This window comes from Chryseobacterium sp. LAM-KRS1 (genome assembly GCF_013184525.1).
GTDB classification, from domain to species: domain Bacteria; phylum Bacteroidota; class Bacteroidia; order Flavobacteriales; family Weeksellaceae; genus Chryseobacterium; species Chryseobacterium proteolyticum.
Genome location: NZ_JAAOIZ010000006.1, coordinates 281,400 through 300,278, shown reverse-complemented (window position 1 = coordinate 300,278; position 18,879 = coordinate 281,400). Strand labels below are relative to the sequence as shown.

The 18,879-nt window shown below is 37.4% G+C and carries 19 protein-coding genes; 14 read left to right on the top strand and 5 right to left on the bottom strand.

From position 1 onward, the window contains the following. Positions 1 to 45: 45 nt before the first annotated feature. A complete protein-coding gene (locus tag G9C87_RS18860; protein WP_172284033.1) occupies positions 46 to 618 on the bottom strand; it encodes a Crp/Fnr family transcriptional regulator in 573 nt (190 codons plus the stop codon). Positions 619 to 682: 64 nt separating this feature from the next. On the opposite strand from G9C87_RS18860, the gene G9C87_RS18855 reads away from it, so the two are divergent. Then, positions 683 to 1,048, top strand: a complete 366-nt coding sequence (locus tag G9C87_RS18855) for a DUF1304 domain-containing protein (RefSeq protein WP_172284031.1) — start codon at positions 683 to 685, stop codon at positions 1,046 to 1,048. A 57-nt stretch (positions 1,049 to 1,105) separates the two neighbouring features. Here G9C87_RS18855 and G9C87_RS18850 read toward each other — a convergent pair whose 3' ends face one another. Further along, complete coding sequence (locus G9C87_RS18850; RefSeq protein ID WP_172284029.1) at positions 1,106 to 1,492, bottom strand: winged helix-turn-helix transcriptional regulator; 387 nt, start codon at positions 1,490 to 1,492, stop codon at positions 1,106 to 1,108. 92 nt (positions 1,493 to 1,584) lie between these two features. On the opposite strand from G9C87_RS18850, the gene G9C87_RS18845 reads away from it, so the two are divergent. Both G9C87_RS18845 and G9C87_RS18840 read left to right on the top strand, forming a co-directional pair. After that, positions 1,585 to 2,574, top strand: a complete 990-nt coding sequence (locus G9C87_RS18845; RefSeq protein WP_172284027.1) for a zinc-binding alcohol dehydrogenase family protein — start codon at positions 1,585 to 1,587, stop codon at positions 2,572 to 2,574. Between the two features lie 3 nt (positions 2,575 to 2,577). Beyond that, positions 2,578 to 3,048 carry a cupin domain-containing protein gene (locus G9C87_RS18840; RefSeq protein ID WP_172284025.1) on the top strand — a complete coding sequence of 157 codons (471 nt, stop codon included), beginning with the start codon at positions 2,578 to 2,580 and terminating at the stop codon, positions 3,046 to 3,048. Between the two features lie 111 nt (positions 3,049 to 3,159). Here G9C87_RS18840 and G9C87_RS18835 read toward each other — a convergent pair whose 3' ends face one another. Together G9C87_RS18835 and G9C87_RS18830 are read right to left on the bottom strand one after the other, a co-directional pair. Next, positions 3,160 to 3,630, bottom strand: a complete 471-nt coding sequence (locus G9C87_RS18835) for a thioredoxin family protein (RefSeq protein ID WP_172284024.1) — start codon at positions 3,628 to 3,630, stop codon at positions 3,160 to 3,162. Next, positions 3,627 to 5,696, bottom strand: coding sequence for a TonB-dependent receptor plug domain-containing protein (locus tag G9C87_RS18830; RefSeq protein ID WP_172284022.1), 2,070 nt, complete (start codon positions 5,694 to 5,696; stop codon positions 3,627 to 3,629). The genes G9C87_RS18835 and G9C87_RS18830 overlap by 4 nt, the downstream gene beginning before the upstream one ends. 118 nt (positions 5,697 to 5,814) lie before the next feature. On the opposite strand from G9C87_RS18830, the gene G9C87_RS18825 reads away from it, so the two are divergent. The 7 genes from G9C87_RS18825 (at position 5,815) to G9C87_RS18795 (ending at position 13,492) form a co-directional block, all read left to right on the top strand. After that, the gene (locus tag G9C87_RS18825; protein ID WP_172284020.1) at positions 5,815 to 6,966 is read left to right on the top strand and encodes a homogentisate 1,2-dioxygenase; all 1,152 of its coding nucleotides are present in this window, start codon (positions 5,815 to 5,817) and stop codon (positions 6,964 to 6,966) included. Positions 6,967 to 7,031: 65 nt separating this feature from the next. Continuing rightward, positions 7,032 to 8,306 (top strand): acetyl-CoA hydrolase/transferase family protein, encoded by a 1,275-nt coding sequence (locus G9C87_RS18820; protein ID WP_172284018.1) that lies wholly within the window; start codon positions 7,032 to 7,034, stop codon positions 8,304 to 8,306. Positions 8,307 to 8,416: 110 nt separating this feature from the next. Then, the gene (locus G9C87_RS18815; RefSeq protein WP_172284016.1) at positions 8,417 to 9,196 is read left to right on the top strand and encodes a hypothetical protein; all 780 of its coding nucleotides are present in this window, start codon (positions 8,417 to 8,419) and stop codon (positions 9,194 to 9,196) included. Between the two features lie 229 nt (positions 9,197 to 9,425). Then, complete coding sequence (gene hppD / locus G9C87_RS18810; protein ID WP_172284014.1) at positions 9,426 to 10,556, top strand: 4-hydroxyphenylpyruvate dioxygenase; 1,131 nt, start codon at positions 9,426 to 9,428, stop codon at positions 10,554 to 10,556. 69 nt (positions 10,557 to 10,625) lie between these two features. Then, complete coding sequence (locus G9C87_RS18805) at positions 10,626 to 11,081, top strand: hypothetical protein (RefSeq protein WP_172284012.1); 456 nt, start codon at positions 10,626 to 10,628, stop codon at positions 11,079 to 11,081. A gap of 217 nt (positions 11,082 to 11,298) precedes the next feature. Further along, positions 11,299 to 12,546 (top strand): fumarylacetoacetase, encoded by a 1,248-nt coding sequence (gene fahA, locus G9C87_RS18800; protein WP_172284010.1) that lies wholly within the window; start codon positions 11,299 to 11,301, stop codon positions 12,544 to 12,546. A 109-nt stretch (positions 12,547 to 12,655) separates the two neighbouring features. Then, positions 12,656 to 13,492: a flavin reductase family protein gene (locus tag G9C87_RS18795; protein WP_172284009.1), complete on the top strand. Its 837-nt coding sequence runs from the start codon at positions 12,656 to 12,658 to the stop codon at positions 13,490 to 13,492. A gap of 60 nt (positions 13,493 to 13,552) precedes the next feature. Here the strand turns inward: G9C87_RS18795 and G9C87_RS18790 are convergent, their stop codons facing one another. Then, complete coding sequence (locus G9C87_RS18790; RefSeq protein ID WP_172284007.1) at positions 13,553 to 14,401, bottom strand: alpha/beta hydrolase family protein; 849 nt, start codon at positions 14,399 to 14,401, stop codon at positions 13,553 to 13,555. A gap of 136 nt (positions 14,402 to 14,537) precedes the next feature. Here G9C87_RS18790 and G9C87_RS18785 point away from each other — a divergent pair, with 136 nt between their 5' ends. From G9C87_RS18785 to G9C87_RS18770, 4 genes are all read left to right on the top strand, one after another. Continuing rightward, on the top strand, positions 14,538 to 15,311 hold the full coding sequence (locus G9C87_RS18785; RefSeq protein WP_172284005.1) for a HipA family kinase: 774 nt from the start codon (positions 14,538 to 14,540) through the stop codon (positions 15,309 to 15,311). Next, on the top strand, positions 15,298 to 15,681 hold the full coding sequence (locus tag G9C87_RS18780; protein WP_172284003.1) for a DUF3037 domain-containing protein: 384 nt from the start codon (positions 15,298 to 15,300) through the stop codon (positions 15,679 to 15,681). Before G9C87_RS18785 ends, G9C87_RS18780 begins: the two co-directional genes overlap by 14 nt. Before the next feature lie 19 nt (positions 15,682 to 15,700). Then, complete coding sequence (locus G9C87_RS18775; protein WP_172284001.1) at positions 15,701 to 16,738, top strand: alpha/beta hydrolase; 1,038 nt, start codon at positions 15,701 to 15,703, stop codon at positions 16,736 to 16,738. A 244-nt stretch (positions 16,739 to 16,982) separates the two neighbouring features. Next, the gene (locus tag G9C87_RS18770) at positions 16,983 to 18,824 is read left to right on the top strand and encodes a carbon starvation protein A (RefSeq protein WP_172283999.1); all 1,842 of its coding nucleotides are present in this window, start codon (positions 16,983 to 16,985) and stop codon (positions 18,822 to 18,824) included. Positions 18,825 to 18,879 lie beyond the last annotated feature (55 nt).

Genomic DNA, 18,879 nt, shown 5'->3' with positions numbered 1-18,879 from the left:
CATGACAAAATTCCGATTTTAAAATCTTAAAAAACTTAAACTGGTTTAAGAACGTAACTTAGCTCTAATTTCACTAAGATATTCTGGCGTAAACCCTAAAAACGAAGCAATCAAATATTGTGGAATGCGCTGGATAAACCAAGGATATTGTGTACTGAAATGAATATAAAGCTCTTCCCTTGACATTTCATATAAATAACGGATTCTTCTCTCAGAGGACGCATAAGCCCGTTGATAGATCATTCTGAAATAACGTTCCATGACGGGATGCTTTTTCAACAAGAGTTCCTGGGTTTCAAGGTCAATTACCAGAATTGTTGATCGTTCTACAGATTGAATACTAAAATCCGATTTAATCTGTCTCTCAAAAGCAAAAGTATCTGTGATCCACCAATTCTCAATCGCAAATTCAGTTGTTTGCTCGACTCCCTTTTCATTCACAAAAAATTTTCTGAGGCAGCCATTTAAAACAAAATACATGGATTTACAAACTTCACCTTCAACAAGCAGATTCTGTTTCTTTTTAACTTCCATGATCTGGAAAAAAGATAATACAGAACTATAATCTTCATCATTAATCGTAATGAATTTGTCAAGATGTGTTTTAAAAGTATCCATTTTACAATTTAGTAGTCAAACTTAACTTTATTTTTTTAGTTTTACAATTACAAAATAATTAATCATGGAAATTGTTGCAAAAATTTTGATTGCTGTAGTAGCACTGGAACATATTTATATTCTCTGGATGGAAATGTTTGCATGGGAAACAAAAGGAAAAGAAGTTTTCAAAGCCGCACTTCCTGCAGAAATGTTCAAGCCTACAAAAGGATTGGCTGCCAATCAAGGATTATACAACGGTTTTCTTGCAGCGGGACTTATCTGGACTTTTTTTATTAAAGATGCTGAATGGCAAACCAATATCGCTCTGTTTTTCCTGGGCTGTGTTGCCATTGCAGGAATTTATGGTGCTATTTCGGCTACCAAAAAAATATTTTTTGTTCAGGCATTACCTGCTATTTTAGGAATTATTGCTGTGCTTCTGAAATAACTTTTCACAAAAAGTCTGATATTGTCCAATCTTTTAATTTTTCAATTCTTTAATTAATCATTTCTGATCCCCCATCGACTGCCTGATCTTCTCGCGGTGGATAATTCCCCAATTTACTAAAGTTTCGGTAACAGGAAGTACCGATTTTCCGTAATCAGTAACCGCATAGGTTACAGTAATAGGTTTGGTATCCTGGATTGTACGCGTAATGAGTAAGTTCATTTCCAGTTCTTTCAATTCCTTGCTCAGCATTTTTGCAGAAATACCATCGATTCCTCTCTGAAGCTTTTTAAAATGGATCAACTGAGCCGTACGGTTCGTTAAATAACGCAGGATCATCAATTTCCATTTTCCACCTAAAACATCCAGACTATCCCGCATTGCGAATAATTCTTCAGTACAGGTTGCTTCCCGTTCAACTCCGTTTTCTATAATTTTTGACATAATAGTATCCTTAAAGTTACTAGTTACCAATAGTTAACTAGTAGCAAATATAAACTATTCCTGTTTTACATTTGTCTTATAAATTGATTATGATGAAAGCAGTAATACTTAATAAAGATTTCAGATTAGAAGATGGGACGGTTGAAAAACCCCAACCCAAAAATAATGAAGTTCTGATTCAGATCAAAGCAAGCGGATTTAATCCAATCGACTATCAGATGATCGAAAACGAACTCGAGAAAAGATTGATAAGCTCCCCCGTTTTAGGACGTGAGCTTTCCGGAATCATTGTCGAAAAAGGATCCGATGTTTCCGAATTTGAAATTGGAGACGAAATATTCTGTGGCAGTGGTTCCATGGGAAGCAATGGTTCTTATGCCGAATATATCAGCGTCCCTGCAGCAATCGTAGTTTTAAAGCCTAAAAACATTTCATTTGAACAGGCTGCTGCTATTCCATCTGTGGGGATGACGGCTTTGCAGACTTTTAACCGCTTGCAGTTGAAGCCTGCTGACACAGTATTGGTTACAGGTGCTACGGGAGGTGTAGGATCTTTTTTTATCAAACTATTAATTGCTAACCACTTTAAAAATGTGGTTGCAACGGTAGGATCGGAAGAAAACAGAATGCTATTGCTGGAGATGGGTCTTCACCATAATCAGATTGTAAACTATAAAGAAACTCATCTTCCTGAAAAATTACTCAAAGCGAATGGAAATCAGCCTTTCGATATTGGAGTAGATCTTGTGGGTGAGAATATGTCTGAAGTGACGGCCAAAGTACTGAAAGTTCATGGAATATATGTGGATGTTACTGCGCTAATTAGCAAAGAAGCCAAGGAAATCCTTTTTAATAAAGGAAATATTATTATGAACATTTCTAACTACACCTACAGTATGACAAAGAACTACGATTACTATAAAGACAGTTTAACAAAAATCTCAAATCTCATTGAAGATCACTTGATTGTCCCGCCCAAATATAAGATCGTTGGAAACTTATCTCTGGAAACCGTTCTTAAAGCCCATCAAATGCTCAAAAACAACCTCACCAGAGGGAATAAATTAATTATGACCCATTAAATTATGAATAGAATACCAAGACGCATTGTAACAGGAATTCAAAATGGGAAGTCCACTATTATTGAAGATCATGAAGTAGAAAATACGGTAGAGCATTTACCCGGACTGATTATTTCAGATCTCTGGAATACACAAAAGACTCCTGCAAGCATGGATTTTGAAGCCCCGATCCCAAACACAGGATTCCCTCAGACGCCAAAAAACGGCACCTACTTTCGCTATGTGGTTATACCGCCTGATAAAAATCTGGGTGTTGAATTTAAACCAGGAGAACCTCATCCGATGATGCACCGGACGCAGACACTAGATTACATCATTATTCTTTCAGGTGAGCTTTATCTGATCATGGAGGAGGGTGAAACGCTTCTTAAAGCAGGAGATATTGTTATCCAAAGGGGAACAAATCATGCATGGAGCAATCGTTCCGATAAACCTTGTATTCAGTTGGCTGTTTTGATTGATGGAGAAGAGTAATTGAAAGACGTAAGAATTTAATCGTTAAGGGATCAACGTCCTTTTCATCATTAAAAACTTATTTAATCGATAAAAATTCCTCGCAGATTGAGATAAATTCGGCGGGGAAATTTAATTGTACAAAGCCGAAATTTCTTCAAGTTTCTTCTTCATCTTTTCCGGTTTAAATTCGCCTTCATGGTAATACACCAAATTCTGGTTCGCATCCAATATGATCCAGAGCGGATAAACCGGCTGGCTTTTATTTTTAGACAGTGCTAAAGCCAGTTCATGAATCCCGGAATTCCCATTAGGAAGATAATGAAACTCTTTTCCTTCAAAGTTGATTTTTTCTTTCGTCTTTTCCGCTTCAAAATTGATAAAATAGAAATGATCATTAATTATAGTGACAAGCTCCTTATCTTTATTCAGATTGAAAGATTCGATTTTACAAATAGCACACCACCCGGCATACAAATGAATGATAACAGGCTTTTTCTGATTATTCCGCAATGTTTCAAGTTCAGAAAAAGTGCCCTCTCTCATCTTTTGAGAAAGACCAAAGAAGGGCACTAACATTAAAAATAAAATCAATATTTTCATTTCAAAGTATATCTTATTCCCAAAAATCCACGTATCCTCTGCATTGGTGCGTAACCATATGCCGTATCAAACTTGTAGTTATTGGGATTATTAATAGGATCATTGACATGCTGGTCAAACGGATCAAAAGGTCTCATCAAAGGATCTTTTGGGGTAAAGTTGAACAGATTCTTGATTCCGCAGTACACCTCAAATCCTGACTTAAATGCTTTTGAAACCTGGATATTAGCTAACGAATAAAAAGGTGAATATTCCGGACGGAAATCATCCGGAAGAACCGGAAGGCGCATAGGTCCGTAGAACTGTCCGGTAAAATCTAATGTCAAAGCATTCGGAAATTTATACGTCAGACTATACGTTCCACTCCATTTTGGTGCATGAAGCTGCTGAACTTTAGAATTGCCATCATCCAGTTTCTGAAATACTTCAAGATAAGTCACCCCAAGATTGACACTTAAGGGAAAACTGAAACTGAAATCCACATTCATAGAAGCTCCCTTAGAAATCCCATATCCATGAAGGTTGTCATAAATAATTTTATCGGGATCCGTGTCGAAATCCCCCACGATCTTATTACTGAAGTAGGTATAAAAAGCTGAAGCGTCAAGGTTAATCAGGCGGTTACCCAAAGGAATCTTCCAGATGTAATTTAAATTTCCATTGATCGATTTTTCAGGCTTTAAATCGGATTTAATAACAACCTCACGGGAACCTGTTAATGCAGCATGATCCTCGGTAAATAAATTCACTACCCTAAAGCCGGTTCCAAAATTAAACCGTAACGTGTGGTAAGGATTAGGAGAAAATTTCCATGCAAATCTGGGAGAATGAACAGAATGATGTATTTTATCGTAGTCATACCTGTAACCCAGCAATATTGTGTTTTTAGAATCCAAATCCCACTGATCCTGGATGAAGGCACCCAAAATAGGAGACTTCATAGGTTGATTGATGAGTCCGTCTGCAGACGAAGTTCCCGGAGTATTGTCATCATAAAATGTCCTCTTGTAGGTAACTCCTAAGATCAGATCATGATTTCCGAATTTTCTGTCCCAGTAAGTCTGTACAAAAGCAACTTTCTGTTGTGCATCGTAAGGATTGGTACCATAAAACGAATCCTGGTTATGATAATTGTATGAAAACTGGGTAATGATCTGCTCTTTCAATGGCCATTGGTATACCCCTAAGGCTTCTACCCTATTTGTATAAATACTTTCACCATATATTTTGTCACCACCCCTATCAGCCTTTGTCCACTGCATCTCACCGCCGAACCGATCTTCATAGAGATACCTCAGTGCTAAGCTTGCCAGTCTGTTCTCTTTTCTCTGGAAGTTCCATTTGTTGAAAACAGAAATTCTGTTCTGTAGTGTGGCATCCGTAAAATTATCTTTGTTCTGGTCTATTCTTTTGGTAAAGTTAAAATAGTTCAAACTCAATAAAGAGGCGGCTTTCTTACCTACGTTAAATTTGGTAGATAAATCTATATTATCTTCACTCCAGGTACTTGTCATTACATCCAGACTTAATTTAGGAGCTGTTAAAGCATTCTTTGTGATGATATTAATCACTCCACCCATAGCCTCAGATCCATAAATTGATGAAGCCGGACCTTTTACCACTTCTATCCTGTCGACCAGGCTGTTGGGTATCCCACTAAGCCCGTAAACAGTAGATAACGAGCTCACAATAGGCATCCCGTCAATAAGGATCATTGTATAAGGACCTTCAAGGCCGTTGATATGGATATCTCCGGTATTACAAACCGAGCAATTGAGCTGAGGGCGGACTCCGTTAACCATTGAAATCGCTTCAAAAATATTCGGAGTAGGATTTTTCTGGAAAAACTTCTGGCTATAGATTTCTACAGCTACAGGGCTTTTGGATCTGCTGATAGGTTTTATGGTTCCTGTCACCACCACATCATCGATCAGCTTTGTTTTGATCTCTTTTTTAGCAACAGAAATAGAATCAGGCCTTTGATTTTGATTTAAAGTTAAACTATCTGTTTCCTGAGAAAAACAATAAGAGGATAAAAGTACACCAGAAAATAATATTCGCTTCATGAAATAATAATTGTTAGGCAAATCTAACAATTATTTTCGAAACAAAAAACTCTATGATAAATATCCTCTAAAATAATTCGTCAAAAATTATTAAATTTGAGAAAATATAAAGGTAAAAATGAGATATAACCAGTCCGGGAAAATCCCACAGAAAAGACATACGATTTTTAAATCTCCTGAAGATAAATTCTACTATGAACAACTTTTCGGAACGGAAGGGTTTCATGGTATTTCTTCTTTGCTTTATCATATCCACCGTCCTACACAGATCAAATCTATAGGTACACCAAAGGATGTAACTCCGAAAATTGCGGTAGAAAAAAATGTGACTCCGCGAATGTTTAAGGGGATGCAGGTGACTCCTGAAGACGATTTTCTGGACAGCAGAAAATTCCTTTTGGTCAATAACGACTTGAAAATGGGATTATCAAAGCCAAGAAAATCTACGGATTATTTCTATAAAAATGCAGAGTGTGATGAGCTTTTGTTCGTTCATGAAGGAAAAGGTGTTTTAAAAACCTTTGTTGGAAATCTCGAGTTCTCAACCGGTGATTACCTCATTATACCAAGAGGAACCATCTATCAGGTGGAAATCCAGTCAGAGAACACTGTATTTTTTGTTCTTGAAAGTCATTCTCCGATCTATACTCCGAAACGTTACCGAAATGAATTCGGGCAACTCCTGGAACACTCTCCTTTCTGCGAAAGAGATATCATTCCCCCTACCTTCGTTGAACCTAAAGACGAAAAAGGAGAATTTCTCATCAAAGTAAAAAAAGAAAATCAGATTACCGATTTCATTTATGCAACTCATCCATTTGACGTGGTGGGCTGGGACGGTTACTTCTACCCTTATAAATTTAATATCAAGAATTTTGAACCGATTACAGGAAGAATACATCAACCACCACCAATCCATCAGAACTTTGAAGGGCATAATTTCGTAGTCTGCTCATTCTGTGCCAGAATGTACGACTACCATCCATTAGCCATTCCTGCACCGTATAACCATTCCAATATCGATTCCGATGAGGTATTATTCTATACTGAAGGGGACTTTATGAGCCGTAACCATGTTGATCTGATGGACTTCAGTCTTCATCCGGGAGGAATTGTTCATGGGCCACATCCGGGAGCTATGGAAAGAAGCATCGGAAAGAAATTCACAGAAGAATACGCTGTAATGGTAGATCCTTTCCGTCCTTTAAAAATCACGGAAGAAGCAATGAAGGTGGAAGACCCTACATACAAAACTTCCTGGCTGGAATAAATCTGGATAAACACAAATAACCGCAGGCAGCGCGCGGTATAAATATTATTTCAAAAAAATTCAATATGTACAATTATATTAGTGCAGAGGAAGCCGTATATACAGTAAAAAGTGGTAATCGCGTATTTTTTCACGGGAGTGCCTGTACACCAAATTATCTCATTGACGAGCTTGCGAGACAATCCCACAGGCTCGAAAACGTGGAAATGGTCTCCATTACCCAACAGGGAAATGTGGAAATTGCAAAACCTCAGTACAAGAATAACTTTTTTATTAATTCCCTGTTCGTTTCAACTCCGGTGAGGGAAGCTGTTAATTCAGAACGGGGAGATTTTGTTCCTGTATTTTTAAGTGAAATTCCGATTTTATTCAGAAACAATATCCTACCCCTTGATGTTGCATTAATTACCGTTTCTCCTCCTGATAAACATGGTTTTTGTACGCTGGGCACATCTGTAGATGTTGCGAGAGCTGCTGTAGATACTGCAAAAATAATTGTCGCCATTGTTAATCCCCTGATGCCCAGAACGCACGGGGATGGAATGATCCATATCAGCCGCATTCATAAGCTTGTATGGCATGAAGAAGAATTGCCTACTGTAGATTACGGGTCCAAGGTGGGGCCCGAAGAAATGCTGGTCGGCAAAAATGTGGCAGAACTGATCGATGACAGATCTACCTTACAAATGGGTATCGGTACAATTCCGGATGCTGTTCTTAAATGCCTGGGTAATCATAAAGATCTGGGGATCCACACCGAAATGCTGAGTGACGGAGTGATAGACCTTATCCAAAATGATGTCATCAACAATAAGTACAAAGGATACAACGATAATAAAACCATTACTAGCTTTTGTTTCGGAACAAGAAAGCTTTACGACTATGTAGATGATAACACCGTCTTTGCTTTTAAAGACGTAAGTGATGTGAATTTTCCTATCAATATTATGCGTAACAAAAAAATGGTTGCAATTAATTCAGCTATTGAAATTGATCTTACAGGGCAGGTTTGTGCAGATTCGATAGGCACTTTGCAATACAGTGGTATCGGAGGACAAATGGATTTTATGAGAGGAGCTGCGTTAAGCGAAGGAGGAAAACCTATTATTGCTATCACTTCCAGAACCAAAAAAGGAGTGTCAAGAATTGTCCCTTACCTGAAACAGGGAGCAGGAGTTGTAACTACGAGAGGACATATCCATTATGTTGTCACAGAATATGGAACAGCTTATTTGTATGGAAAAAATCTTCGTCAGCGCGCCCAGGAATTAATCAGTATCGCACACCCTGACGACAGGGAGATGCTGGAAAAAGCAGCCTTCGAAAGATTCAAACATTAAGAGAATTGATATATTTTAAACGGATTTTTAACCGAACAAAAAGGGATTGATAAAAATATCCTATAATTCTTTGGCAGTATTTTTGATAAAAACCTTCTAAAGTCAGGAAATTGAAAACCATATATAACTCAATCCGGGAGGAAATAGTAAAACATTCCAAAATAAAAAATTCAGTTTTAGGAAATGTTAAAGATTGGAAAAGAAGTCATTACATTATTCTCTCTGAAATCATTAAAGAGGAACTTTCAGAATCGGAAGAACTGAAAGGAGGAAGAAAATTTGAAATAGGGAATACCATTTCGCACGTCACTTTACAACGCTTTTTTGAAAATGATTATCAGGATAAAACCCACAATGATCTTCGTTTTTTAAAGACACTTGATAAGATCTGTATCTTTTTAGGATTCAAAGATCTGAACGATTATATTCAGTTTGCCAGAGAAAAAAAACAGGACAATGGTACGGATGATGAAGCATTTTTCAGCAATATGGTCTATGAATACTGCTCTACAGCTTTTAACTTTTATAAAAAGTTTCCTGAACACGACACCACACTTTTTAAGGATCTTGTTTTCGATGACTCGCCTTTTCTCGAAAGAGCAACCCAGTTCAGCAAAGAATTATGTGAAAGAAAGTTTCAGCTTGTAACCAAGAACAACCGTTCCAACTTTGAGGTTTTTGATATTCACATGGTCACAGACGAACCGGATAAAAAAATACTGGAGACTCAGGAATTCTGGAACCTATTGTTTAAAATAGGGGAAACCGGTGAAGAGAATTTTGTTAACCAACTGAACACCCAGATCTACTTTATCAGAAAGATAGATAACGTCTGGAAAATATGGGATAATTATAATCCCGACGCTGGTAGACTCAACAATAAAAAATGAAAGCCGTAGGAATCTACGGCTTTCAAATTTTCGAAAATATCTTTCTTTCACTTGTCTTTGTATTACAAATGTAATTAACCGAATTGTAATAAATTAAACTTAAAATTACTTAAATGAACTTTTCTTTAAGATTATGTTAACTCAATTTGAGGATTTCCCATTAATACTTTTGCCATATCTAAGATTTTTGTAATTTGCATACCAATAAAAATAAAAGTAAAAAGAAAATATGTCAACACTTACATTTGCCGAAAAAATTGCTCAAGCAGAGAATTTTTTGCCAATTAATGGTACAGATTACATTGAGTTTTATGTAGGAAATGCTAAACAGGCTGCTCATTTTTATAAAACCGCTTTTGGTTTTCAGTCTGTAGCATATGCTGGTCCTGAAACAGGAGTAAGGGATCGTGCTTCTTATGTTCTTCAACAGGGAAAGATAAGATTAATCTTAACGACAGGACTTACCTCTGAATCACCAATCAACGAACATGTAAAAAAACACGGAGATGGAGTGAAAGTTTTAGCACTTTGGGTGGATGACGCTTACAAGGCTTTTGAGGAAACGACAAAAAGAGGTGGTAAGCCTTATTTGGAGCCTGTAACTTTAACGGATGAGCATGGAGAAGTAAAAATGTCCGGAATCTATACATACGGAGAGACCGTTCACATGTTTATTGAAAGAAAAAATTATACAGGACCTTTCATGCCTGGCTACGAGAAGTGGGAAAGTGACTACCAGCCGGAAGAAACAGGTTTATTATATGTAGACCACTGTGTGGGAAATGTAGACTGGAACAGAATGATTCCTACTGTAGAATGGTATGAGAAAGTAATGGGATTTGTGAACATTCTTTCTTTTGATGACAAGCAGATCAATACAGAGTATTCTGCCCTGATGTCTAAAGTAATGTCCAATGGAAACGGATACGCAAAATTCCCGATCAATGAACCTGCAGAAGGAAAGAAAAAATCTCAGGTAGAAGAATATCTTGATTTCTATGAAGGTGAAGGTGTTCAGCATATTGCTGTTGCTACCAAAGATATTATCCATACGGTAACAGAACTTAAGAAAAGAGGAGTAGAATTCCTTTCCGCACCACCAGAAGCTTATTATGACATGGTTCCTGAGAGAGTCGGTCACATCGATGAGGATCTTAAAAAACTACAGGATTTAGGAATTTTGATCGATCATGATGAGGAAGGTTATCTATTACAGATCTTTACCAAGCCGGTAGAAGACCGTCCTACCCTATTCTTTGAAATCATTGAAAGACATGGCGCACAAAGTTTCGGGGCAGGTAATTTTAAAGCATTATTCGAAGCTTTGGAAAGAGAACAGGAAAAAAGAGGAAATCTTTAATCCCAAATAACAATACTAAGTTTTGTCAGGATGAAAAGTCCTGACAAAACTTTTTTTTAAACACTTAATATGAAAAAAATTGTATTCGGAATTTTATTTTTCAGTGCATTAGGGCTAAAAGCTCAATATGGAACACTGAATGAAATTCTTACCAGACTTGAAGAAAGAAAAGGTATCAATCAACATCTTGAAAATGTAAATATTGATGATAAAAAATTTGTCTTTATCAAAGATTTTGACGACCATACGGAAAGGGATTTCATTATCATAAAAGGAAATAATGCAACCTATGTTGAAGTTTTCGATGATAAAACCACAGGAGAAAGCAGTTCTAATGTTTTTACCGGCGATATCATCAGGAAAAAAAATATTGTTTCTTTAAGAGCCAATATCCTGGAGGGAAAAAAAGTTCCTATGCCGGTAACCAAAACCTTATTATTAACAAGACAGGATAATATCTTATATCTGATTGACGTTAATACTAAAGACAGGTGGATTGACGAAGCCTCTTATTCAAAAAAATAATACAAAATATCTTGAGGGCGCTCGTATTTGCGAAGAGCGTAGTGAGAAGGTAATTTATTTCATATCTCAATATTGAACCGACAGGTGATCATTGGATAACCAGTCAAGGAGTTTTAAGAATATTTAGTTGGAAAACATCGCTTTTCTGCTACGGCCGCTTGAGATATTGGAACCCAAATTTTAACAGATTTATTAATCTTAATTAAATTACAATCTTATGAAATCATTTGTAGAGTATTCCTCAAATTCAGACTTTTCTATACATAATATTCCTTTTGGAGTAGCTGTTTTCAATAAAGAATATATCGGATGCTGCACCAGAATCGGTGATCAGGTCATTGACCTTGCCAGCCTGTATGATCTGGGCTATTTTGAAGATATTGAAGGACTTGAAGATAACGTCTTCGAAGCTTATACCCTTAACGAATTCATTGAATTGGGGAAACCCATTACCAATGCCGTGCGTACTAAAATCCAGGAATTATTACAGGAAGGCTCCACTTTATCAAAAGACCAGAAAACCATAGAAGATGCTTTCTACGAACTGGATCAGGTAAAAATGATAATGCCTCTGCATATTCCAAATTACACCGATTTTTACAGCAGCATCGAACATGCCACCAATGTAGGAAAAATGTTCCGTGATCCTGCCAATGCGTTATTACCCAACTGGAAGCATTTGCCTGTAGGATATCACGGCAGAGCATCATCCATTGTGATTTCAGGAACTGATATCAACCGTCCCAAAGGCCAGACTAAACCTGCTGATGCAGAAAAGCCGGTATTCGGCCCTTCTAAACAACTGGACTTTGAACTAGAGATGGCTTTTGTTATCAACAAAAATACGGATATGGGCGAGAGCATTTCCACAAAAGATGCTGAAGATGCAATTTTTGGGATGGTTATTTTTAATGACTGGTCTGCAAGAGATATCCAGGCATGGGAGTATGTTCCGCTTGGACCGTTTTTAGCTAAAAACTTTGGCTCTTCTATTTCTCCATGGGTTGTTACTTTAGAAGCATTAGCTCCTTTCAGAACCGCTTCACCGGTACAGGATCCGGAAGTTTTGGACTACCTGAAGTTTGAAGGTGATAAAAATTATGATATCAACCTTGAAGTATACTTACAGCCTGAAAACGGAGAAGAAAACCTAATTTCTGAAAGCAATTATAAATTCATGTACTGGAACATGACCCAGCAACTGGCACACCACACGGTAAACGGTTGTAATCTTGAAGTTGGTGACCTTTATGCCAGTGGTACTATTTCAGGAAGCGATCCAAAATCATTCGGATCTATGCTTGAACTGACATGGAGGGGTCAAAATCCTATTCAGCTAAGTAACGGCCAGGAAAGAAAATTCATTGAAGATAATGATACCATTACCATGAAAGCATGGGCTGAAAAAGATGGCGTAAGAGTAGGTTTCGGGGAAGTATCTGGTAAAATAATTCCAAGTTTATAAAAAGAGTTAAAAACGTTTGAGCTACTTAAGTTAAAATATTATGGTAAAATTAAGTTCACTTTAGTTTTTCAATTAATATTGATAAAACTGAAGTGACTTATTATAAAATATGAAAACAGTTATCCCATCTGAAATAACACCGGTTCAATTACAAACGATAATGCAGACCGCTGTTTCACCGAGGCCTATTGCCTTGGCTTCGACAGTTGATAAGAATGGTACTATTAATTTATCGCCTTTCAGCTTTTTCAATATGTTCAGTACCGTTCCACCTATCCTGATTTTTTCACCTTCAAGAAGAGTCCGTGATAACACCACTAAACACACGTTGAAAAATGTTTCAGAAGTTCCAGAGGTGGTAATCGGAACAGTCAATTTTCCTATTGTACAACAAATATCTTTAGCTTCAACAGAATACGGAGACGGGGTTAATGAGTTCATCAAATCCGGCCTTACAATGAAGGACGCAGATCTTGTACAGCCCAAACTGATTGAAGAATGCCCGGTTAATTTTGAATGTAAAGTACTCGAAATAAAACCCCTGGGAGATCAGGGCGGAGCAGGAAATCTGATCATCTGTGAAGTACGGAAGATTCACATAAGGGAAGAATATCTGAATGAAGAAGGCAATCTGGATCAGAAAAAACTGGATATGGTAGCCCGTCTGGGAGTAAACTGGTATTCAAGAAGTAATGAAAACAGTCTTTTTGAAGTTCCTAAACCATTGGTAACAAAGGGAATTGGATTTGATCTTCTTCCTATTGAAATACGATACAGTAAAATTTTTACAGGAAATGACCTGGGCATGCTTGCAAACATTGAAGTTTTACCGGAGGGTAGTTTTCATTCTGAAGAAAACATTCATCAGGAAGCGCAGAAACTTCTGCTTGAAAGTAAAATTAACGAGGCCTGGAGTATTTTAACCAAGCCGACACAGAATGACTAAACTTGAAATCTATAAGATCTAAAATAAAAAAGGAGTGACGTTGCCACTCCTTTTTTATTTTTATTCGTGTACAATCTTATCGTTAATAAAGTCAATACATTTTTCAATAGCTTTATTCAGGTCTTCCGGTAAATCCGGACTTTCCCAGGGTTCTTTGGCTCCGAATGTATGATTCGCATCTTCAATTAAAAACAATTCAGAATTCGGGTTCAAAATATGAAGATGTTCCGCTTCTTTTGGAGCAACACTTTCATCGTTGGTGCCATGGATAATTAAAATATGAGCTTTTGCCATTTCCATTGCTCTTTCTACATCGAAACGATGCACATTCTCTTCAAAATCTTTATAAAACTGAAAATAATGAGGCATTTCCTGCTTTGTTCTGCCATTCATAACATAATACACACCTTCTTTTTTCCAGTTTTCAAAAGCATTTCCTGTTGGAAAACGCTCAAGGGTATCTACACTTGCAAGGGTAATTAAGCCGTTTATTCTTTCATCTTCGGAGGTTTTTATAATCGAAATGCCTCCTCCTCTGCTGTGCCCTATTAAAATGACCTTTTGATCATCTACCCTATCATCTGTAATAAAAAAATCAATAACAGCACCGAGATCGGAAAGTTCCTTAGAATAATTATTTTGCCCGAAAGCTTCCAGATCCCCGAAGTTATGAGGATCATTTGTTGTTGTCCCGTTATGGGAGGAATTAAACTTAACAAAGAAAAAACCGGCTTTTGCTATTTTTTCAGCCATAAGCCCCCATGCTCCCCAATCTTTATACCCTTTATATCCATGTACAAAAATTACCAGCGGTAATTTTCGTTTACTTTCTGGATAATAAGCATCTGCAAGAAAATCCTTTGTTTCAGGATTTGAAATAACAATATTCTCTTTTTTTATAACTTCCATACTCACTTCTTAAAGAATCAGCCAGAAAAGAACATCTTATCACAAGAATATTTCTTCCACTTTGATGGCTGACATAATTTCAACTAAAAATATTAAAAATAGGAACAAACACAAAGTAAAATCTTATTTTTGCGGTATGTTGGATTTAAGAACAGTAACGGTAATGCGCTACATCCTTCCATTAAGAGAGGGTGGTTCGCTTCCGGCTTTGGCAGAAGCTGATGATGACTTTAAATATGTCCTGAAGTTCCGGGGTGCCGGCCACGGAGTAAAAATGCTGATATCTGAACTTTTAGGAGGAAAAATAACAGAAGTTTTGGGATTAAAAATTCCGGAGCTTGTTTTTGTAAACCTGGATGTAGATTTTGGACGAACGGAAGCTGATGAAGAAATTCAGGATTTGCTAAAATTTTCGGAAGGGCTGAATCTGGGACTTCACTATCTTTCCGGATCGATCACATATGATCCGGGTGTAGTCATCGATCCTCTACTGGCTTCAAAAATAGTATGGCTGGATGCATTCATCACCAACATCGACCGTACTTATAAAAATACCAACCTGCTGATGTGGCATAAGGAACTCTGGGTAATTGATAACGGAGCTTCTTTTTATTTTCATCATTCATGGCAAAACTTTGATGCAGCGGCAAAGACTCCTTTCAAATATGTAAAAGATCATGTTCTTCTTCCCAAAGCTAAAATGCTGGATGAAGCCGACCAATGGGCACATGAGGTTTTAAATGAAAAAGTATTCCGGGAAATTGTAAATCTGATTCCCGAAGATTGGCTACACTGGAACGATGCGGACGAAAGTCCTGAAGAAATCCGTGAGGTGTACTTCCAATTTATGAAAACAAGGCTAGAAAATTCACAAATCTTTGTAAACGAAGCTAAAAATGCAAGAGGATAAAATATACGAATATGCCGTAATACGTCTGGTACCTAAGGTTGAAAGAGAAGAATTTTTCAATATAGGCCTCGTGATGTTTTCAAAAAAAGAAAAATTCATTCGTGTAGATTTTTATCTATGCCCAGATAAATTCAGACTTATGCACAGCAAACTTGACTATGAAGACATTATTCAGAACCTGCAAAGTTTTCAAAAGATTGCCAATGGAGATAAGGATGGTGGACCAATAGCCCTGCTTGATATTCCCGAGCGTTTTCGCTGGTTAACAGCGGTAAGAAGTTCCGTTATACAAACATCAAGGCCTCATCCCGGAAAATCCAAAGATCTTGAAAAAACTTTTGGTAAACTTTTTGAGGAGTTAGTAAAATAACCAATTTCTCAAAAATTATATGGCATCATTCAAAAGCAATATTACAATATACAGGTTTTATGTAAACCTGTTTTTTATTTTACTTCTGAGCATTTCCCCTGTCGCTTTTTCCCAGAATCAGCTTCAGCCTAAAGCCCCAAAAAGCAGTCTTTTAAAAGAAAGGACCATTTCATCAGAAGATATTTTCTATAAAACCAATAAGGAAGGTTCAATAGCTTTGGATATGTACAGCCCAAAAACAACCTCTGCGGAAAAACATCCTGTGCTTATTTATGTCCATGGAGGGGGATGGGTCGGCGGTGATAAGATCATTCATGCAGATTCCTATATAGAAAACCTTATTCTCAAGCTGGTAGAAAAGGAATATACTGTAATCAGCATCAACTATACTTTAGTGAATAAAGATATACATTTTCCAAATCCTATCCAGGATACTAAGGATGCTATACGATGGGTCAGAAAGAACGCAGATAAATATCACTTTGATACCAACAATATAGGACTTTTCGGGGCGTCTGCCGGGGCGCATCTTTCATTGCTGGCTGCCTATACGCAAGATAATGAATTCGTCGGAGCACCTGAGCTCTCATCTTATTCTGCAAAAGTAAATTATGTAGTCAATAATTTCGGGCCTACTGATCTTAATAAACTTTTACATACCCGTGTGGGAAATGTAGGTGCCTTTTTTATTAGCCTTTTTTCAAAGAAAATTGTTGATCTAAGGGGAAAACTGATCTTAGGAATTTCAGGATACGACATCAAAAAAGACAAGAAGAAAGTCATCAAATACTTTGAAACGCTTTCACCGGTAACCTATGCTGATCATGCAATCCCAACCCTAACTCTGCAAGGAAATAAGGATAAGATTGTACCTCTCAAGCAATCGATACTACTGGAACGAAAACTTGAAGAAAATGAAGTACAAAATAAACTGACTATCGTAGAAGATGGTATACACGGCTTCGGAACCACCGATAAAAACTACCTTAATCAGCTTGTTGATGAAATGGTAGATTTTATTGTTTCTCAGAGAAAGACTAAGTCCAGCAATCATTAATGTTGAAATGAAATATACTTCTAAACTAACAATAAATTATAGTTAACTCAAACAGAAAACAATATAAAATATTAATTATCAGGATATTAAATAAGTAGTTATTTTCAATTTTTGTTAATTTGCTAGATTAGTATACATATTCTTATTTTTTATTTACAAAATAATTAACTTGGCCATTGTTTAAATTATTCAAAATAAATTAAACAAAAAATTTAATTATTTACTCATAAAAAATCAAGACGATATGGATTTCCTAAATAACATCAACGCCTTAACTTTAGTTTTCACATCGCTCCTTATTTTCGCCATAGCATACCGCATCTATGGAATTTTTCTCGCCAATAAGGTATTACGTCTTAATAACAAAAATACGACTCCTGCATTGGAGTTTGCGGATGGTAAAGACTATGTTGCAACTAATAAGAACGTTCTTTTCGGACATCACTTTGCTGCAATTGCAGCTGCCGGACCATTGGTTGGGCCTGTTCTTGCCGCGCAATTCGGATACCTTCCCGGAGCATTGTGGATTCTGATAGGCTGTGTATTGGGAGGTGGCGTTCATGACATGGTCGTTTTGTTCGCATCCGTAAGGCATAAAGGCCAGAGTCTGGCAACCATTGCTTCTAAAGAAATTGGAAAAACAACCGGAACAGTAGCCGGATTTGCCATTTTATTCATTCTCATTCTTACGCTGGCAGGACTATCGTTGGCGTGTATCAATGCTATGCACGAAGCCTCATGGTCATTATTTACCGTAGTGATTACAATGCCTATTGCCATCATTATGGGTCTGATTATGCGCTATCGCAAAAATAGTGTCACTTTTGCCAGTATCCTAGGAGGAGTCCTTCTTATTGCGGGTATTATCGGAGGGCATAACCTGATGCAGAATGAAACCATGCATAATTTGTTCTCCTGGGATATCACCACCATTTCTATAGCTATTCCTTTGTATGGTTTTTTGGCATCCGTTCTACCGGTATGGCTGCTGCTCGTCCCAAGGGATTATCTGTCGACATACCTGAAAATCGGAACTATCATCATGCTTGCTATCGGAGTAATTGTGATCCATCCCACGATACAGATGCCTGCCCTTACACAATTTGTAAACGGTGGCGGACCCGTGATCGGAGGACCTGTCTTTCCATTCATTTTCATTGTTATCGCATGTGGTGCTATTTCGGGTTTTCACGCTGTTATAGCAACCGGAACAACGCCTAAAATGCTAAATAAAGAAAGGGAAATTCTTTTTGTAGGATATGGAGCAATGCTTGTTGAAGGATTTGTTGCCCTAATGGCATTGATCGCAGCATGTACATTAATGCCCGGAGATTATTTTGCCATAAACACTCCGAAAGACTCTTATGATGCATTTCTGGCTGCTCATCCTTCTTTACACGGAGTTGATATTGATTATTTTTCACAGAAAATCGGGATCGATCTTCATGGCAGAACCGGAGGTGCTGTATCTCTGGCTGTGGGAATGGCTCATATATTCAATAAGATCCCCTATATGGATCAGTTAATGGCTTATTGGTATAATTTTGCAATCATGTTTGAAGCTGTTTTTATTCTTACGGCTATTGACGCAGGAACAAGAGTAGGACGTTTCTTTTTGCAGGAAATGCTGGGTTCTGTAATTCCGAAATTCAATGACAAAAACTGGACCCCGGGCATTATTATCAGTAGTCTGATCTTCACTTTTGCATGGGGATACCTTGTATTTACAGGAAACGTCAGCAGTATATGGCCATTATTCGGGATCAGCAACCAGCTGCTTGCTGCCTGTGGGCTGATCGTCTGTACAACAATGCTCATACGGTTAAACAGAGGCAAATATGCCTTGTGTGCAGCTATACCGGGTGTGTTCATGGCAGGGATCACATTCTGGGCAGGTTATATCCAGGTTACCTCCATTTATATTCCCAAAGGACAATACTTACTGGCAACACTTGCTGTGGTTGCAATGGTCTTAATGCTTATTGTATTTGTAGGAGCCTTCAGAAAGTGGTATGAGCTTATCAAAATTAATAAATCGGAAATTGATTATTACGGAGAAAGCGTAAAGGAGCTGGTAGAGAGATAAAAGGTTTGGGTTACTAATTAATGATAAGGCCATATCTGATATTTTTCTTACATTT

Bases quoted from the DNA above. Each gene is read 5' to 3' on its own strand.
- G9C87_RS18860 (WP_172284033.1), bottom strand. From the start codon at position 618: ATGGATACTTTTAAAACACATCTTGACAAATTCATTACGATTAATGAT.
- G9C87_RS18855 (WP_172284031.1), top strand. From the start codon at position 683: ATGGAAATTGTTGCAAAAATTTTGATTGCTGTAGTAGCACTGGAACAT.
- G9C87_RS18850 (WP_172284029.1), bottom strand. From the start codon at position 1,492: ATGTCAAAAATTATAGAAAACGGAGTTGAACGGGAAGCAACCTGTACT.
- G9C87_RS18845 (WP_172284027.1), top strand. From the start codon at position 1,585: ATGAAAGCAGTAATACTTAATAAAGATTTCAGATTAGAAGATGGGACG.
- G9C87_RS18840 (WP_172284025.1), top strand. From the start codon at position 2,578: ATGAATAGAATACCAAGACGCATTGTAACAGGAATTCAAAATGGGAAG.
- G9C87_RS18835 (WP_172284024.1), bottom strand. From the start codon at position 3,630: ATGAAAATATTGATTTTATTTTTAATGTTAGTGCCCTTCTTTGGTCTT.
- G9C87_RS18830 (WP_172284022.1), bottom strand. From the start codon at position 5,696: ATGAAGCGAATATTATTTTCTGGTGTACTTTTATCCTCTTATTGTTTT.
- G9C87_RS18825 (WP_172284020.1), top strand. From the start codon at position 5,815: ATGAGATATAACCAGTCCGGGAAAATCCCACAGAAAAGACATACGATT.
- G9C87_RS18820 (WP_172284018.1), top strand. From the start codon at position 7,032: ATGTACAATTATATTAGTGCAGAGGAAGCCGTATATACAGTAAAAAGT.
- hppD (WP_172284014.1), top strand. From the start codon at position 9,426: ATGTCAACACTTACATTTGCCGAAAAAATTGCTCAAGCAGAGAATTTT.
- G9C87_RS18805 (WP_172284012.1), top strand. From the start codon at position 10,626: ATGAAAAAAATTGTATTCGGAATTTTATTTTTCAGTGCATTAGGGCTA.
- fahA (WP_172284010.1), top strand. From the start codon at position 11,299: ATGAAATCATTTGTAGAGTATTCCTCAAATTCAGACTTTTCTATACAT.
- G9C87_RS18795 (WP_172284009.1), top strand. From the start codon at position 12,656: ATGAAAACAGTTATCCCATCTGAAATAACACCGGTTCAATTACAAACG.
- G9C87_RS18790 (WP_172284007.1), bottom strand. From the start codon at position 14,401: ATGGAAGTTATAAAAAAAGAGAATATTGTTATTTCAAATCCTGAAACA.
- G9C87_RS18785 (WP_172284005.1), top strand. From the start codon at position 14,538: ATGTTGGATTTAAGAACAGTAACGGTAATGCGCTACATCCTTCCATTA.
- G9C87_RS18780 (WP_172284003.1), top strand. From the start codon at position 15,298: ATGCAAGAGGATAAAATATACGAATATGCCGTAATACGTCTGGTACCT.
- G9C87_RS18775 (WP_172284001.1), top strand. From the start codon at position 15,701: ATGGCATCATTCAAAAGCAATATTACAATATACAGGTTTTATGTAAAC.
- G9C87_RS18770 (WP_172283999.1), top strand. From the start codon at position 16,983: ATGGATTTCCTAAATAACATCAACGCCTTAACTTTAGTTTTCACATCG.